General features: G+C 66.9%; 9 protein-coding genes. 4 read left to right on the plus strand and 5 right to left on the minus strand.

The window, feature by feature from the left end; all coding sequences use genetic code 11:
- Both HMPREF3167_RS08135 and HMPREF3167_RS08140 read right to left on the minus strand, forming a co-directional pair.
- The coding region (locus HMPREF3167_RS08135; protein WP_168160846.1) for an endo-alpha-N-acetylgalactosaminidase family protein at positions 1 to 4889 on the minus strand (4889 nt) is incomplete at its 3' end.
- 360 nt (positions 4890 to 5249) lie between these two features.
- Positions 5250 to 8237 (minus strand): UPF0182 family membrane protein, encoded by a 2988-nt coding sequence (locus HMPREF3167_RS08140; RefSeq protein WP_236698661.1) that lies wholly within the window; start codon positions 8235 to 8237, stop codon positions 5250 to 5252.
- A 160-nt stretch (positions 8238 to 8397) separates the two neighbouring features.
- On the opposite strand from HMPREF3167_RS08140, the gene HMPREF3167_RS08145 reads away from it, so the two are divergent.
- Positions 8398 to 8934, plus strand: a complete 537-nt coding sequence (locus HMPREF3167_RS08145) for a PPA1309 family protein (protein WP_062613490.1) — start codon at positions 8398 to 8400, stop codon at positions 8932 to 8934.
- Between the two features lie 43 nt (positions 8935 to 8977).
- Here the strand turns inward: HMPREF3167_RS08145 and HMPREF3167_RS08150 are convergent, their stop codons facing one another.
- Positions 8978 to 10078 (minus strand): YlbL family protein, encoded by a 1101-nt coding sequence (locus HMPREF3167_RS08150; protein ID WP_062613489.1) that lies wholly within the window; start codon positions 10076 to 10078, stop codon positions 8978 to 8980.
- Between the two features lie 96 nt (positions 10079 to 10174).
- Between HMPREF3167_RS08150 and HMPREF3167_RS08155 the strand changes: the two genes are divergently transcribed.
- On the plus strand, positions 10175 to 11575 hold the full coding sequence (locus tag HMPREF3167_RS08155) for a zinc-dependent metalloprotease (RefSeq protein WP_244899229.1): 1401 nt from the start codon (positions 10175 to 10177) through the stop codon (positions 11573 to 11575).
- Positions 11576 to 11737: 162 nt separating this feature from the next.
- Positions 11738 to 12688, plus strand: a complete 951-nt coding sequence (locus HMPREF3167_RS08160; protein WP_070446402.1) for a hypothetical protein — start codon at positions 11738 to 11740, stop codon at positions 12686 to 12688.
- A gap of 11 nt (positions 12689 to 12699) precedes the next feature.
- On the opposite strand, the gene HMPREF3167_RS08165 is transcribed toward HMPREF3167_RS08160, so the two are convergent.
- Positions 12700 to 14700: an ATP-dependent DNA helicase UvrD2 gene (locus HMPREF3167_RS08165; RefSeq protein ID WP_070446407.1), complete on the minus strand. Its 2001-nt coding sequence runs from the start codon at positions 14698 to 14700 to the stop codon at positions 12700 to 12702.
- Positions 14693 to 15601: an NAD(+) diphosphatase gene (gene nudC, locus HMPREF3167_RS08170; protein ID WP_070446408.1), complete on the minus strand. Its 909-nt coding sequence runs from the start codon at positions 15599 to 15601 to the stop codon at positions 14693 to 14695. Before nudC ends, HMPREF3167_RS08165 begins: the two co-directional genes overlap by 8 nt.
- Positions 15602 to 15697: 96 nt before the next feature.
- Between nudC and glgX the strand changes: the two genes are divergently transcribed.
- Entirely contained in the window at positions 15698 to 17902 is a 2205-nt protein-coding gene (gene glgX / locus HMPREF3167_RS08175; RefSeq protein WP_083281138.1) for a glycogen debranching protein GlgX, read from the plus strand.
- Positions 17903 to 17925 lie beyond the last annotated feature (23 nt).

Here is a 17925-nt window from a genome sequence, read left to right on the forward strand (position 1 = left end):
AGGAAACCATCACCCTGAGAGTAGTAGAAGTGCACCGTACCGTCTGTGTGGCGAACCAGCACGTCCGTACGCCCATCGCCGTTCATGTCCGGGATGGGGGCGAGAGCGGTGAACTCATCCGCGTTGCAGTCGACGATAGCGCCGCCCGCGAAAGTGCCGTTGCCCACAGAGGCGTAGCGGCGCAGACTGTTGTCCTTGTCAACCGCCCACAGGTCAGCAAAACGATCACCCGTGAACTCACCCAACAGGCCCGTGCCACGAGCCGGAATCGACGGACGATCCACGGCCTGGCACGTCCCAGGCTCCGGCTGCGGCTCCGGCTCGGGCTCCGGCTGCGGCTCCGGCTCGGGCTGCGGCTCCGGCGTAGCACAGGTGCCGCCGAGGCGGATCTCGCCAGCGCCACCGAAGACAGCGCCGTTGATGGCATCGAGGCCAACCAGCTTGACGAACTTGCCCTCAACGGCCGGGAACTCCACAACCTGAGGCGCGAGGTCGGCAGTGAAGTTGCCCGTAGCGACCGGATCGCCCCAGTCCTCGCCATCCATCGAGACGTAGATCTCGTAGCCCTTGATGCGACCGTTCGCCGCACCCTGGCGGGTGGTGTACTCGAAACCGGTGAACGTACAGGTCAGGTCGTTATCCGTGACCGCCGCCGGCTCGAGCGTGATGTGGTGCGGGTAGCCCCGCACACTCGGGCTCCACTGGGTGTGCCAGTAGGTGCTGGGATCGCCGTCGATCGCCGCCGCAGCGAAGCCGCTCGGCGCCGGCTCATCGGACGTCTGCTGGGAGCTGAAGTCCGTGACCGTCAGGTCTGACCCACCGATCGGGTTGAGGAGCTCGGCCTTGCTCGGGTCGATGGTCGCGGTCTGCGCGCCCTCGCCCGCCTTGTCGCCGATCATCCAGGTGCCGGTGAAGACCAGATCGCCGGGCTCGGAAGTGCGCGGAGCATCGACCATCCAGGTCGCCACAGACGCGGCGTCCTTCGTGGCCTCGGTGGCGCCGGCCGTCACCTCCGTGACGGTCCAGCCCTCGGGCGCCTGAAGCTTGTGCGCCACGTCGGTTAGGTCGTCAGCGTAGGAATCCACCGTTGTGGTTACCTCGTAGGTGCGCACGTCGTCGCTCGAGGGCTCAACCTGCTGGACATCCATACTGGTGCCCGGGATCAGCCCGAGGTCCTCCACGCGGAAGTTGTCGATCGTCAGATCGCCCTGGTAGTGGTTGCCCGCCTTGACAATACCGATGAAGGTCGGCTGGGAGCTCGCGCGGAACTGCATCTCGAAGGTCGACGTGCCCTTGCCGGCGTTACCGTCGGCGTCTTGCCAGCCTGTACCGCGGCTCTGCGCGATCGGGTTGCGGGTGTCGATGACTTCCTTCCAGCTATCCCCGGTCGACTCGTCGTGGCCGATGACCAGCTGGTAGTCGCCGTCGTAGCCGGCCTGGTAGTCGAAGCTCACCTTGTAGGTGCGGTTCGCTTCGAGCGGCACCGACGCGGTGGTGGTGCGCAGGATGAGCCCGCCGTTCTCCTGGTGGGCGAGGAGCGACCAGTCGCCGTCGAGCACGTTGTCGATGAGCTTCTGGCCCGCCTCGGTGTTCTGGCCGTTGCGGGTGCCCCACCAGCCGGACTGCGAGTAGGGCTCGTTGCGCAGGGCGAGCTGCGTGCGGGCGTCACCGGTCTGGGTGGAGCCGGTGACGAACGGCCAGTAGCCGGTGTCGGTGTCCTCGAAGTTCGTGAACGCGATGGTCGCGTCTGTCGGGGCCTTGTCGGTCTCCTTGAAGGCCACCACGCGTAGGTCGTCGACCGCCACGGTCGCGTCGCCCTCGCCCACGGTGATGGCGAACGTCATCGCCTTGCCGTCGGTGTGGAAGCGGACGGGCACGCGCTGGAAGCGCGTTTTGAACTTCTCGTCCGACGCCGTGGCATTGATCGCGCCCGACGTGGTGATGGTGGTGGTGGCCACCCCGTCCACGTCCTTCTGGTAGTCGCCCGGTGTCACGACGCCGTCCTTGCCGGTCACGGACACGCTCACCTCGCGCGTCTTACCCGGCTGGATCTCGATCCACGCCCAGGCGGAGTAGTCGCCTTCGGGCAGGGTGATCTCCTGGGAGATCGAGCCCGCGCCCTCGCCGAACTGGGCCTGGTAGTTGCCGCGCTCGGAGGTGGCGACGGTGGCGTCGCCAGTCACGTCGTAACTATCGAGGGTGCCGGAGAAGAAGCCCGGGTCCGTAATTCCGGTGCCCTCGCCCCAGTTCGGGGTGGCGGGCGCGGGAACAGCGCTGCTCGGGTAGAGCACGTAGGCCGTAGTGGCACCGCCGTCGGTAGCCGGGATGGTCACTGAGCCGTCCGAAACCGGCAGGTCGGTGACCTCGGCGCGGCCGGTGGCCGTGAGCTTGAACAGCTTCAGGCTCGACTGCGAGGCCCATGCATTCGTGAGCTTCCAGGTGGTGGCCTCCCCGCTCGGGTTGTAGTAGTACAGGCGATCCTCGCCGCCGTCCTTCCACGGCAGCAAGTAGGTTGCACCGTTCAGCACGGTGGCGCCGTCATAGGTGACCACACGGTCGGTTGCGGAGTCGTACCCGCCAACCGCGGTCTGCGCCGAGGTGACCTCCGTGCCGTTGGCAAAGACCACGCGGCCGGCCTGGCCGTTCGCGGGCTTGGTCCAGGACATGATGTCGGACTGCTGGAGGAACTTCGCCGGGAGGTTCTTCTGCCAGATGCCCTGGATGAAGGTGTTGTAGTTGACGTTGCCCGCCCAGCCCTCGAACTCGCGGACGTTGGTGTTGCCCAGCATCGGATCGGGGTTGAACGTGTCACGGTAAGAGTTTTCCACGAAGCGGATGAGCGTGGAGCTCAGGCCCTTGTTCGTGGTTCCGCCGTAGGGTTCGTCATTGGCCCAGTGGGACCACGTGGACAGGGTGGGAAGCGAATAGGCCCACTCGGAGGCCAGGCGGAAGCCCAGCTCCTGCTGCTGCCTCCACGCGAACGCCTCGGCCTGCCAGCCGCTCTCGTAGTAGACGTCCCAGTAGAGCCAGTTGAGGTTCGAATCGGCCGGGAAGTCCTTGCGCAGCTGCGCCAGGCGCTTGAGCACGTTGCCGGTGGCCAGGTCCTTCTTGTCGTTCATCTTGTAGGACTGGTTCATCCAGCCCCACGCGAGCCGCGGCGGCATGCGCAGCTCACACGGAGCGGCCACGCCGTTCGCGGCATCGTCCACGTAGCCGTTCACCCCGTCAGAGAAGCACTTGGCCTCGGAGTAGGACTCGGTGGCGTTGACATGGATACCGAAGGTGGCATTCCAGGCCTTGCCGGCATCCACGAGCTTCTTGAGGTCGGCAAGGCCGCCGGCGCGCTCGTTGTAGTTGTTGCCGTAGTCGCCCTGGGCCGAGTCGTGGCCCTCGGACTGGTAGCCCTTGAGCAGGACCTGCTGGCCGAGGTTATCCGTGGCGAGCGCGATCCGCTTCGTGTCGTCGAGCGTGCGCAGGAAGGGGTGGGTGGCCTGGGAGACGATGTTGAACGGGATGCGGGTGATGACGGTGTTCTTCGTGTCATTCATGCCGACGAACGGGCGCAGCACGTCGCGCGTGGCGATCGCTGCGTCCTGCCAGTCGACAGCCCCGTCCGCGTTCGCGTCAGCCGTGATCTTGACCTGGATGAAGGGATCAGGCTCTTCCCCGATGCCGCTGCCGTCGTCGTACTGCACGACGGCGCCGCCGCGGTGCACCCATTCGTACGGGGAGATGGTGCCGATGCGGTTGCCATTCTGCTCGCGGACCTGGACCGTGTAGCGGTCATTACCCGAGGTGCCGGACACGGCGGTCTGGTCGTCAATCGCATTGGTCTCGAAACCGGCGGCCAGGCCGTTGCCGGCTGCCACCGCCATCCACACCCGTGCAGTCGTGTCGGCGGTGGACGCGACCGTGAGGAAGCTGTCCGGGTTCGCGGCGCGGTTGGTGTTGATCCGCGCGCCGCCCACCATCGCCGTGGCGTCGGCAACCGAGTCCAGCGACACGAGGTCAAGCCCCGGGATCTGGATGCGGTTGATCTTCTTCTCCGGGTCAGTGATGTTCGTGATGCGGTAGTCGAGCACCTGGTCCTTGACCGAGATAACCACATCGAAGGATCCAGACACCGACGGCAGGCTGACCGGGTACGTCACCGCGGTCTTGTCCGCGCTGACGGACGGATCGCCGACGACGACGGGCGTCGCCTTCCCATCAATGTTGACCGAGGTCAGCGCATCGCCGAACTTGCCGGGCATCTGCTTCTCACCCAGCTGGTAGTCCACCACCTGCGGGAAGGCGGGGTGGGTGTGAACGGTGAGCTGGCCGTCCGTGATTTCGGGCGCACCCTCGGGGATAACGACCTCGAGAGGAGCGGCCGGCTCCGGCTCGGTGCCTGGCTCGTTTTCAGCGGCGGTGAAGGCCGCGAACTCGGACAGCGCGGCCACCTGCTCCGCGCTGTCGTTGCCGCCCCATGTGCTGTTAATAGTCACCGCCACGCAACGTGCGGCGGTCGGCTCGAAATCGACGTTGACCGGCGCAAGCTTGCCGGCATCCGGGGCCGCGGGGATCGACTCGTCCGCCACGGACTCAAAATCGGGGACCGAGTCTTTACTGGCGTATGCCTCCGGGTTCGCGCACTCCGCGTCAGTAGAAACGGAGACGTTGAAATTGCCGAACCGGCCCGAACCGTTAGAGGACTGGCGCGGGGTCAGCACGATACGGCCGAGCCCCTCCACGCTCTCGCCAAGGTCCACGACGAGCTTGTGAGGTAGCGGATCCTTCGCAGGGTTCCACTTCGTGTGCCAATAAGTGTCAGTGTTGCCGTCGAGAACGAGCTTCGCCGGGCCGTTGGCACCTTCGCCCGTGGTCTCGACCGAGTCCGCGTAGGCCACAGACATCCCCGTCTGCGGTATCGGTGAGTATGTATAAGTTACGCCAAAGGCGGGGGCTGTGATCCCGCCTATCGCCAGCGCTGCACCCGCGATGAGCGCCGCACTTCGTTGTGGAGATGATCGCATGTTTTATTCCTGTCGCTGGATTTGTGATCTGTAAAGCCCGCTTGAACGTCAATGTTCACGGCTTCACGCTTCCAGCCTAGACCATGGGAGAACTCATTTCAGCAAAACTGGCAAAACTCGACCACGTCAAAACCGTTCTTTTGCCACATTGGCCAAACCTGCGCGACCACGGGGACCAGGAAACGGGGAGGGAGCCCGCCCGGACTCCCTCCCCTGCCTGCGACTCAGCGCCAGCTACTGGCCGTCGATCTCCTGCTGAGCCTTGACCGCGTCGTCGATCGCCTTCTCCAGCGCCTCCTGAGCCTTGCCGTAGTCCGCCCAGTTGCCCGCGTCCAGCGCGGCCTTCGAATCCTCGATGGCCTTCTTCGCCGAATTCAGCGCGCTATCGAGCCGCTCCTGCACGCTACCCGGCACGGGCGCGATCGGCGCCTGGCTCGGCTCGCTGCGGGGATCCTCAGTCGGCTCCGTGCTCGGCTCCTCCGGCGGCGTCGCACCCTCGAGCGGGGCCTCCTTTTCGCCCACGACGCCGGCATCGCCCGCGTTCACACCCGAATCACCGCCGAAGACCTGGTCGAGGGACTCATCCAGCGTGGGCGCGAAGCCCACGTTGTCACCAAACAGGGTGAGCACGTACTGCAGGGTCGGGTACTGAGTACCCGAGGATGCCTGGACGTAAACCGGCTGGACGTAGAGCAGGCCGTCACCCACGGGCAGCGACAGGAGGTTGCCGCGCATGATCTCCGTGCCGCCCTGCTGGAGCAGGTTGAGATCCGTAGACACCTTCGGGTTGGCCAGCATCGTGTTCTGCGCCTGGCCGGGGCCGGGCACCGTCAGGTCTCGCGGCAGCTCGAGCAGGCTGAGCTTGCCGTAACCTTCGCCCTTGACGCCCCTCTCGTTGCCGGCGTCGCCGGATGCGGCAAGGAAGCCGGTCATGACGTTACGGTTCGTCTGGCCGCCCGGAATGTAGGACGTGGTGAGCGAGAACGCCGTCTGGTCCTCCCCCGGCATCTTGAGGGTAAGGTAGTACGGGGGCTGCTTCGGGGTGGTGGGGCTGGCGGCCTTGGTCGGCTCCAGCGGCACGTTCCAGAAGTCGCCGCCCGAGTAGAACGACTTCGCGTCCGTCACGTGGTAGCGCGCCAGCAGGGTGCGCTGGATCTTGAACAGGTCCTCCGGGTAGCGCACGTGGGCGATCAGATCGCCCGGCATCTCGGACAGCTCGGTGATCTGGCCGGGGAAGATGGACTTCCAGGCGTTGATGATCGGATCGTCGTTGTCCCACTGGTAGAGGGTGACCGAGCCGTCGTAGGCGTTGACCACGGCCTTGACCGAATTGCGAATGTAGTTGATTTCCTCCGGGCGCGGCTGACCCAGGCCGGTCGTCGTCGCATCCGCGGTGGCCTCGGTCAGGGTCTCGCGCGCCGAGTAGGGGTAGTTGTTCGACGTCGTGTAGCCGTCGATGATCCACACCAGGTCCTTGCGGGTGGACGGATCGTTGTCCATGTCCACCACCGCGGGCACGGCCTTCGTATCCAGGGTCAGGTACGGAGCTACCTTGCGCACGCGCTCGTGCGGGTCGCGGTTGAACAGGATCTGGGAATCGGAGGTGACGCGGTCAGAGAAGAACAGTTCGGTCGACCTCATCCGGATGGCGTACATGAGCCGCTCGAAGGCGTTGCCCACGCTCGGCCCGCCGTTACCGGTGTAGGTGTTCATCACCTGACCGTTCGGGGCCGTGTCGTCCGGGTAGTCGAGCTCCCACGGGTCCGAGCCCTCCGGTGCGCCCACGATCGAGTACGACGGCGACTGCTGACCGAAGTACACGCGTGGCTCGTAGTCGCCGAGCTGGCCCGTGGACGGGATGCCGGCCTCCCAGAACGCCGGGTCGCCACGCGAAGTAATCGTGTTGCCGTAGGCGGCCGCCACGCCGAAGCCGTGGGTGTAGACCGTGTGGTCGTTGACCCAGGAACGACGCTCGGCGTCCAGACCCCCGAGGTTGAGCTCGCGCACCGCGATCACCGTGTCGCGCGTCTGCCCGTCGATCTCGTAGCGGTCAACCGTGAGCGGGTCCTTGAACTGGTAATACTGCCGGTTCTGCTGGAGCTGGTTGAACGAGGGATCCACGATGTTCGGATCGAGCAGGCGGATCTGCGCCGCCGTCTCCGAGTCCTTGCGCAGCTGGCCCGGCTCGACGTCGGTACGCGCGTCATACTGCTGGGTCTCAACGTGGGCCATGTCATAGGCCTTGAGCGTGGCGTCAATGTTGCGCTGAATGTAGGTCGATTCGAGCTCGGCCGCGTTCGGGCGCACCTTGAAGTTCTCCACGAGCGCCGGGTAAAGCATCGTCACCACGAGGGCCGTGGCCACCGTGGAGGCGATGCCGATGACGGCTGGCTTCCAGCGGCGCTGCACCGCGGCGACCACGAACAGTCCCGCCACGAGCACCACCACAATCGCCAGGATCGTCAGGCCCGGCTTGGAGGCGTTGATGTCGGTGTAGGTGGCGCCGGAGAAGCGCTGGTTATTGCCCAGCAGCAGGTCATACCGGGCGAGCCAGTAGTTGACGGCAATCATGAGCGTGCCGATCGCGAGCAACACGCCGGCGTGTGCCTGGGCCTTTTTCGACACGGTAAATCCGCGCTGGCCCGCCCCGATATCGCCCGTCATCCAGTAGACCACGGCCCCCACCATGAACGATAGGATCACCAAGGTCACCATGAAGCTCATGATCGTGTGGATCGCGGGCAGGGAGAAGACATAGAAGGACACGTCCAGGCCGTATTCGGGGTCCGCCTCCCCGAACGAGGAGCGGTTGATCCACAGAAGGAAGGTCTGCCAGTTGCCGGCCAGGCCCGCGCCGAACAGCAGGGAGACCACCGCGGGCACCACGCCGAAGGTCAGCCACTTGCGCCCCAGCAGCGTGTCGCGGAAGTTGTTCCCGTCGAGGTTAATGACGTTCTCCGGCGTCTTGCGCTCGCGCACCGCGATCCACAGGTTGAGCACGACGACCCCGAACACCAGCACGAATCCGATCGCGCCGAGGGCGATCGACGCGCCGTACTGGGTCCAAAACACGCGCGCGGCCTCAATCTGTTCGTACCACTTGAGCTCGGTCCAAAAACCGGCAAAGCCGATGAGCGCAAACACCAGCAAGCCGAGCACGATCAGCGTGGGGATGAACGCTCCTGGCCGGGCCCGATGCTCCTTTTCGGTGGATGTAGTCAAGATAAACCTCGTTTCATGGCCGCGTTTTGCGGGCATTTGGGCACGTTAGAACTGACAAAACCGTATAACATCTGCCGCGCGGGGCGCCATGCGGTTCACCTAAGAGCTTGCCGGTGGCGTGTGGTAAGAATAGGCCGTGACTGAAAATACGAAGACCCCCATGACTCGTTCGTTGGAGAAGTCCACCTTGGAGATCGAGCGGCACGTGGCCACCGGCGGCTGGGATGCCCCGATCCGGCTCTTCGCCCTCGCACTCGCCAAGAATGCGCTCGCCCAGCATCCCGAACTCGCCGGCGAGCTCCCATCGGACGTCCAGGCCGACGCGATCAACGACGAGACCACCCTGTTCTCCATCGAGCAGGAGGGCCTGCCCCCGGTGGATACGCTCGAGGAGCTCCTGGGCCGCATCGTCTGGCCCGCCGACGTCGATGGCGCGGCCCTCGCCGTGGAGCGCATCATTCTTCCGCCCAGCGCCGAGGTGACCCTGCCCGAAGACCCGGTCGAAGCCGAGAAGATGCTGGCCGAACACCCGGATCGGCAGGACGTGCGCATCGTCGCCTCCGTCCTTCGCACGGGCGAGAGCTGGTGCGCGATCCGCATGCGCAAGTTTGACGACGACGCCAAGGTCCTCTCCGGCGCCAACCTCATCCCCGGCATCGTCGAGGGGCTGAAGATGGGCTTCGCCGAGCAGCCCTAAGCGCTGGCTCAGCCTCCGCCGCCGGGCGGCGGGCCGCAGGCGCTTAGCCCTCCGGGTTCACTTCGGGCAGCGCCGAGCAGGGAGTGAGCGAGCTCGTGTCACCCGCGCCGATCGCCTCGACGGCGGCGATGGCCTGGTCGATCGTGCGCACGGCCCAGATATTCAGACCGTCGAGCTCGTACCCGATCGTCTCGGGGCAGTTGTAGGCGGGGGCAATGAAGTCCGTGGCGCCGGCCGCGCTTGCCCCCGCGAGTTTGTGGCGGATCCCCCCGATCGGCTCGATGTCGCCATCCCAGGCGATGGCACCCGTGCCGGCGATCACCGCATCCCCGCCCAGCGAGCCGGGCGTGACGGCGTCGTAAATGGCGAGGGTGAACATCGTGCCGGCCGAGGGCCCGCCGATCCCCTCCACCTCGTAGGTGGCCTGCGCGGGCAGCTGAACATCAGCGACCGAGACGTAGATTCCGAGCACCGAGCCGGGGTGGACCCAGCCGGTGACGTCGGGCTCGAAGCCGCGGGTCGTCGTCGTGACCTCTTGCTCCGAACCGTCGCGCTCGATCGTCAGCGTCACCTGCGTACCGGGCGCCGTATCGTCGAGCACGTTGGTCATCTGGCGGAAGGTTCCGATCGTGGCCGTGCGCTCCGGCGTCGTGATCGCGCGCAACACGTCGCCCTCCTGCAGGATCGCTTCTGCCGGGGAGCCCTCGGGCACGCCCGCCACGCTCAGCGTCATCGACACGTCCATCCCCGCCTCCTCGAAGGCGACCGCGGCGGCCGTGTCCTGCGAACTCGTCATGAGCTGAACGTTTTGCTCGTTGACCTCGCTCGAGGACACCTCCTTGGGATAGTACGCGCGCACCGGCACCACCTCGTCTGAGGTCAGGAGCGCCGAGGCCACCACGGCACCCGAGATGCCGGCGTCGGCGTTGCCCAAGGCGTTGACGGTGGTCATGAGGAAATGCGTGCCCGAATCGAAGGTCTGCGTGCCCCCGACCGTCACCAGGTTCTCCCCGTGCTCGGTCACGTCCAGGACCGGGCCGGGGCGCTGCACCATATACGACGACGGCAGCGCGGCACCCGCCGCGAGCAGAACGGCGAAGATGCCACCCGAGATGACGGTCTTGGAGGGGCGAGAAGTGAACATGTGATCCTCTTTCCGGAACTTCGCGCTCGGCGCACCGCCCCGCGTTGTCCGGTGCGGCGGACTGCTACTACCCTATAGTGAATCCAAGGAGGAAAAATGAGCAATAGCGACATGGGCCCGGACAACGACGGTTGGCAGGACCGCCTACGCGCCATCCTCGGCCCGGAGGCCGCCGACCGGCTCATTGAGCAAATCAGGAATCAGGGCCAGGATCCGGATCAGTTCATGTCCCAGATGCTCAACCCAGCAAACCTCGCACTTGTGACGAATCAAATTCAGCAGATGCTCGGCTCCTCGGGCGAGGGGCCGGTGAACTGGAAGCTGGCCGAGCGCGTGGCGCGCGAAACGATCACCAATCAGCACCTTGATCGGCTCACCGCCGACACCGCCGATAGGACCCGCGCCTCCCTGCGCACGGCCTCCCTGTGGCTGGACGCCGCCACCGCCCTCGACCCGACGACGGGCCCTAACATGGCCCTGTCCCGCCTCGACATGCTGGCCCATTCCCTGTCCACCTTCCGCAGGCTGCTCGAGCCGGTGGGCTCCAACGTCTCGCGCGCCTTTTCTGAGATCTTCCGCGAGCAGGCCGAGCACATACCCCCACAGATGGCCGGCTTGTTCGGCGACCCGGGCGGCTTCGTGAACAAGATGATCGCCTCCGTGCTCGGCGTACAATACGGCGGGGCGCTGGCGGAGCTCGCGGCCGAGAGCTTCGGCTCCACCGACACGGGCGTTCCGCTCATGGAGGGGTCCTCGGCCGTGCTCGTGCCCACGAACGTGGCGGGCTTCGCCAAGGACCTCGAGATCCCGGACGAGGAAGTGCTGTTATTTGCCGCCGTTCGCGAGGCCGCCGCCGCGCGCCTCTACACGCGCGTGCCCTGGCTGCGCCCGCGAGTCATCGACACGATCGCCCAGATCGCCTCCGGCTTCGAGATCGACATGGAAACGATCGAGGAACAGGCCCGCGGCCTGACCGAAGGCATGTCCTTCGACCCGTCCTCCATGCCCGAACTCGACATGTCGAAGGTATTCGTGCTCGACCTGTCCGAAGAGCAGGAGGATTCCGTGGCGCGCCTTCAGCTCCTCCTGTCACTGGTGGAGGGCTGGGTCAGCGAGGTCACCGCCCGCGCCGTGGCACCGCACCTGCCCAACGCCGTGGCCCTGCGCGAACTGTTCACCCGCCGCTACGCCACCGACAACCCTGCCAAGCACGTGTGGCAGGCCCAGCTCGGCATCGAACTCACCCCGCGCCTGCAGCGCGAGGCCGCCGCCTTCTGGCAGCAGGCCGAGTTCCGCGTGGGGATCGACGAGCGCGACGCCCTGTGGGCTCACCCCGACCTCCTGCCCACCTCCGCCGCGCTCGACAACCCGGCCGCCTTCTTCGGCCCGGACGTGGCAAGCGTGGAGGCCGAGCTCGATTCCTTCCTCGAGGACCTCTTCAACGACGAGAACCAGGGCCAGGCCCCGCACGAGCCCGGCTTCGGCGACGTGGAGTAGCCCGGCTGGCAGAGGGCGGCGCGAGCTGAGAGAGCTCCGCGTAGGGCGAGGGCCGAGGGAGGCGAGTGCCACGAACGAGGCGAGTCCCGCGAGCGCGCGGCAGTTTTCCACAGCGGTGCATTGCCGGGGCCCGCGCCCGGCGTTTTGACTAGCGTGTGCCTCATGCAGCTGACCACTGGAGTGTTTTGGACGGGACCGTGGCGTGCCCAGATCGGGATCGACCCGCGCATCGGCCTCAGCCTTGACGGGCTGAGCAAGGCCGAGCTGTCGTTCGTCGACACCCTCACCCTCCCTCAGGAACGGCCCGAGGTGGAGGTGCGGGCCAAGGCCGCCGGCATCTCCCGAAAGCGGCTGGCCGCGCTGCTTGGGATGCTCACCGACGCCGGCGTGCTTGACCAGCGCCCCTCCTCCGGGGTGGACCACGCGCCGTGGCGGCGCATCCGGCAGGATTCGCCGCGCCGCCAGAACTGCCACGTCCACATCCACCGCGCCGACTACCTGGGCGCCGGCATCGCGATCGCGCTCGCCCGGTGCGGGGTGGGCAAGATTACTACAGACGACTCCGGCGCGGTAGGCTACAGCGATCATCCCACGATGACCTCGCTCGGCTTGGGCAGGGGGCGGGCCGCCGCGCTCAAGACCCTGCTGCGCCGGGAGGCGCCCACCATCCAGACCGCGGGGGTGGACATGGGGGTACGTCCGCCAGACGTGGTGGTGGTCAGCGGCACGTATGCCACCGACCCGGTGAGCGTGGGCATGTACCTGGGCCAGTCCGCGCCCGTCTACCAGACCTGGATCGAGGAGGTGGACGTGTTCGCCGGTCCGCTCTCAATCCCTCACGAGTCGGCGTGCGGCACTTGCCTCATGCTGCACCGCGCGGATGCGGACCCGAATTGGACCGACCTCATCCAGCAGGCCTGCTCGGCCACGCCCCTCATGCCCGAGTCTTCCTCGGCGATGATGGTGATCTCGCTGGCCGTGCGCGACATCGTGGCCTACCTGGACGGCGGGCCCGTACCCCACATGTGGAAGGTGGGGCCGGCACCGCATCCGCCCGAGCCGATGGTGCTCCAGCCCCACCCCAAGTGCGGGTGCACGCTCAGCACCGCGTGAACCGGCTTCGGCTAGCGCCCGAAGCCGATGGGCTTGTCGCCCACGATGGCGAGCAGGTCGAAGCCGTAGTCGGTGAGCTTGCGGGTACCGATCCCGCGCACACGGCCGAGCTCGGCCAGGTCGCGCGGCTTCTTCACGGCGATCTCGCGCAACGTCACGTCGTGCAAGATGAGGTGGGCGGGTTTGCCCGTCTCCTGCGCCTTGGCCAGCCGCCACATGCGCAGCTCCTCAAACAGCGCCACGTCGTCAGGATTCTCCGCCGCCCACTGCTCCTTGGCCGCCTTCGAGCTGGCCCGCCGCGAGCGCGTGGAGCGCGATTCGGGCTGGGGCCAGTGCTCGTCGAGAAAGCGGGTGAGTTTGCGCTTGGACCGGCCCCGGTTGCCTTCCGCATAGGAGATGAAGAGCTCTTCGCGTGCGCGGGTGATGCCCACGTAGAGCAGGCGGCGCTCCTCGGCCACCGCTTCGGGGCTGGAGGCGTGGGAGATCGGCATGAGCCCCTCGCTCATGCCGGCGAGGAACACGGCTCCCCACTCCAGACCCTTGGCGGCGTGGAGGGAGGAGAGGGTGACAGCGTTGGTGGTGGGTTCGTTGCCCAGCTCCGCGCGCTCCTCGAGCTCGGCCACGAACTCGGCCACGCTCGCGTGGCGCCTGTCCCACATGGCCTGGGCCAGCTTGAGCAGAGCGTTCTGGGACTCCCAGCGCTCCTTGGCCGCCCCCGCCTCGGGCGCCTCGGGCCGCCAGCCCATCCCAAAAAGCGTGTCCTCCACAATCTGCGGCAACTCCCCTGCCACCGCCCCACGCGCGGCGGCGCGCAGGGCCACCATCGCGTCCTTGACCTCGCGGCGCATGAAGAAGCGCTCCGACCCCTTCATCTCGTACGGGATGCCCGCATGGGCGAGCGCGGTCTCAAACTCCTGGGATTGGGCGTTCGTGCGGTAGAGGATCGCCATGTCGGAAAAGTCCATGCCCAACTCGCGCAGGGTAAGGATCTTGCCGGCGATGCCGACCGCCTCGTCGGCGTCGTCGGCATACATGGAGTACGTGACGGGCCGGCCGGACTTTAGCGCCGAGACGAGCTGGACGGCGGCGGCGTTGTGGTCGGATTCGATGACGGCGTTGGCGAGCTCCACGATCTGCGGGGTGGAGCGGTAGTCGCGGTTGAGTTTGACCGTGCGCGCCCCGCGGAACTCCTGCGTGAAGCCCTCCAGATACCGGGCGGAGGCCCCGGTGAAGCTGTAGATGGTCTGCGACACGTCACCCACCACGCACAGGTCCCGCCGATCGCCCAGCCACAGCTGGAGCAGGCGGTGCTGCATGGGCGACACGTCCTGGTATTCGTCCACCACGAAGTGCTGGTACTGTTTGCGGATCGTGGCCGCGATGTCGGGCCGATCACGCATGATGCCAATAAGGATGACGATGACGTCCTCGAAATCAATGACGGCGCGCTCGGACTTGACCTCCTCATAGGCCCTGATGAGCGCGGCGATCTCCGCGTGCGAATAGCCGGCCACCTCCGGGCGAAGCTGGGAGGCGGCCTCGCGTTCGTAGTCCCCCGGCGCGATGAGCGAGACCTTCGACCACTCGATCTCGGCCGCCATGTCGCGCACCGAGACCTTGTCCACGCTCATTCCCAGCCGGGCGGCGGCGCTCGCCACCAGGTTGACCTTCGACTCCTTGATCTCCGGCACCCGCCCGCCGATCGCGTTCGGCCAGAAATAACGCAGCTGGCTCAGCGCCGCCGAGTGGAAGGTGCGGGCCTGGACGGTGGGCACCCCCAGGTCGCGTAATCGCGAGCGCATCTCACTGGCCGCCCGGTGGGTGAAGGTGACGGCCAGGATGTTCGTGGGCCGCTGCTGGCCCGAGTGCACGGCATAAGCGATGTGGTAGGTGATCGCGCGGGTCTTGCCTGTGCCGGCGCCGGCCAGCACCGCCATCGGCCCGCTCACGTTTTCGGCCACCTCGCGCTGGCGCGGGTCCAGGTGGCTCAGTAGCTCCTCGGCATCAAACACGTGCCCCTCCTTTTTCTAGCGGTCCGCCCAGCCAGTCCTCGATGAGGGCGCGAGCCACGGACGTGGGCCCGGGCATCGAGGCGGGGTTGTCCGCGTACATCTGGCGTAGCTCGGCGCGCGTGACGAACATGGCCTCCACCACCTCCACGCCGTCGGGCCTCAGCTCCGGCGCCTCCTGCGCCGTCCAACCGCGGAAGCCCACCATGAGCGAGCGCGGGTAGGGCCAGGGCTGGGAGGCGAAGTATTCCAGGCGCCCCACCTCGATCCCTGCCTCCTCCAGGACTTCGCGGCGCACCGCGTCCTCCAAGGTCTCCCCGGCCTCCACGAAGCCGGCCAGGGTGGAAAAGCGCCCGGCGGGCCAACTGCGGTTACGCCCGAGTAGCAGGCGGTCCGCCCCGTCCCGGATCGCCATGATGACCGCCGGGTCCATGCGCGGGAAGATCACGTGTCCGCCCGGGCAGCGCATCTGCCAACCCGATTCGACCAGCTCTGCGCGCTGCCCGCACATGGGGCAGTACGGCGTGCCATGCCAGTTGAGGAGCGCCATCGCCTCCATCGCCAGCGCCGCCTCGGCCTCGTTCAGCAGGTGGCCAACCTCCCGCAACGGCGCGAAGCGCAAGCCGGCCAGCTCGCCCTGCCACGCGCGATCAACGCTGAGCGCCCCAGCGTCGACGCCGAAGTACGGCCGCCCCTCGAACACGCCGAGGTAGGACGGTTCAGGCGCGCCCAGCTGCTGGAACTGGCCGCGCGTCAAAAACACGAGCGCACCGTCGAACGGCACGTCCCCCTCCTGAATTAAGAGGTATCGTCCGCGCGGATCGGCCAGCCCCGCCCGCGGATCAGACCTGCTCTCCGCGTCCCGCTGGCCGATCGCCCGCCGCTCGCTCAATTTTCCGTACATCGTGCCTCCTTCCCCCTCCACTCTACTGCGCCCCTCCGACACTGCCGGAGGCCAGCCCGCTACCGATTCACACCATAAACTGCCACAATAGGGTTCGTGACTTCCCAGCAATCCACAAAGCCCGTGTCGCGCTATACCGCGCGCGAGCCCGAGCCGTCGTTGCCCGTCACGGGCCCGGTTCGCCTCGGCGCGCACCTTACCGGCCATGGGGTCGACGTCGCCGTCATGGCCTCGCACGCTACGGCAGTGGACGTCTGCTTCGTGGACGCAAGCGCCTACCACACCTCCGAGCGCCGCTTCCGCCTGCGCCGCGGTGACCACGGCGTGTGGTCGGGGCACGTGCCCGGCATCCGCGCCGGCCAGGCCTACGGTTTTCGCGTGCACGGGCGCTGGGACCCGGCCCAGGGCCTCCTGCACAACCCCGCCAAGATCCTCCTCGATCCCTACGCGCGCGCCATCACCCGCACCCCCGAACTCCACCCGGCGCTCTACTCGCACGTCGTCGACGCCGACCTCAAGCCGGACCCGTCACACCAGGCCGACCAGCGCGATTCGGCGGAGGTAACGGCGCTCGGCGTCGTGGTCGAAGATCAGCCCCTGGAGATCCATCGGCCGAACGTGCCGTGGGACCAGACGGTCATCTACGAGGCGCACGTGGTCGGGCTGACGAAGGCCCTGCCCGGCATCCCCGAGGAGCTGCGCGGCACGTACGCCGGCGCCGCCCACCCTGTCACGATCAACCATCTCAAGAGCCTGGGCGTCACCGCGATCGAGTTCCTGCCGATCCACGCGAAGATGAGCGAACCCTTCCTGTCCGTCCAGGGAAAGGAAAACTACTGGGGGTACAACACCCTAAGCTTCTTCACCCCCGAGCCCTCCTACGCGATGGAATCCTCCCGGGCCGCCGGGCCGCAAGCGGTGATCGACGAGGTCAAGGGCATGGTCAAGCTCCTGCACGACGCGGGGATTGAGGTGCTGCTCGACGTCGTGTACAACCACACGTGCGAGGCAGGCTCCGATGGGCCCACCGTGTCCTGGCGCGGGCTGGACAACTCGATGTACTACCGCCACGATTCCCAGCGGCCGGGCCAGCTCATCGACACCACCGGTTGCGGCAACTCCCTTGATTTCCGCCGCATGCCGGTCATCCGGCTGACCCTGGATTCGCTGCGCTACTGGGTGGAGCACATCGGGGTGGACGGTTTCCGCTTCGACCTTGCGGTCACGCTCGGGCGCGAGGGCGATTCGTTTAACCACATGCACCCGCTCTACGTGGCGATGGCCACCGACCCGATCCTGTCCCAGGTCAAGCTCATCAACGAGCCGTGGGACCTGGGGCACGGCGGCTGGCGCACCGGCCAGTTCCCGCCGCCGACCGCGGACTGGAATGACCGCTTCCGCGACACACTGCGCTCGTTTTGGGTCACGGAGCCGGCCGCGATCGTCCACGGTGGCCAGGGCGGGGACCAGCGCGACCTCGCCACCCGCATCGCCGGCTCGGCGGACCTGTTCGGGCACGGGCGCATGCCCGGCGGGCGCGGGGTGTATTCCTCGGTCAACTTCATCACCGCCCACGACGGCTTTTCCATGTATGACCTGGTGAGCTACAACCACAAACACAACGAGAGTAACGGCGAGGACAACCGAGACGGCACGGACAACAACCGCTCGTGGAACCATGGGGTGGAGGGCGAGAGCGCCGACCCGAAGATCCTGGCCGCGCGTCGTCAAACCATGCGTAACCTTTTCGCTTCCCTCTTCTTCTCCGTGGGCACGCCGATGATCGCCGCCGGCGACGAGCTGATGAAGACCCAGGGCGGCAATAACAACGCCTACAGCCAAAACGGCGCGGTTTCGTGGATCGACTGGGACCTCGACCAGGACCAGCGCAACATGTTCGACACGGTGGCCTACCTGCTGCGCCTGCGCCGCGACCACCGCACCTTCCGCCCCACGACCTTCTACACGGGCAACACCGCCGACGGCGACGTGATCCCCGACATCACCTGGCTCGACTACACCGGCCAGATGATGCCCGACTACAAGTGGTTTGACCCGAACGTGCGCCTGTTGCAGGCCCTGCGCTCGGGCTTCGGGCAGGACGCGGACGCGCTGATCGTGGCGAACGGCAACGTCACCTGGCGCGTGGTGCAGCTCCCGCAGGGGCGGGGCAACCCGTTCCGTCTCGAGTGGCGTTCCACCTGGGAGACTCCGCGCCGATCGACGCCGACGTACGCGCCCGGCGCCCTCACGCGCGTGCCCCCGCTCTCACTGACACTGTTCTTCGCCAACCCGGCCTAGAAGTTTCGAAACGTCGAGGCGGC

Source organism: Trueperella sp. HMSC08B05 (genome assembly GCF_001808405.1).
GTDB lineage: Bacteria > Actinomycetota > Actinomycetes > Actinomycetales > Actinomycetaceae > Trueperella > Trueperella bernardiae.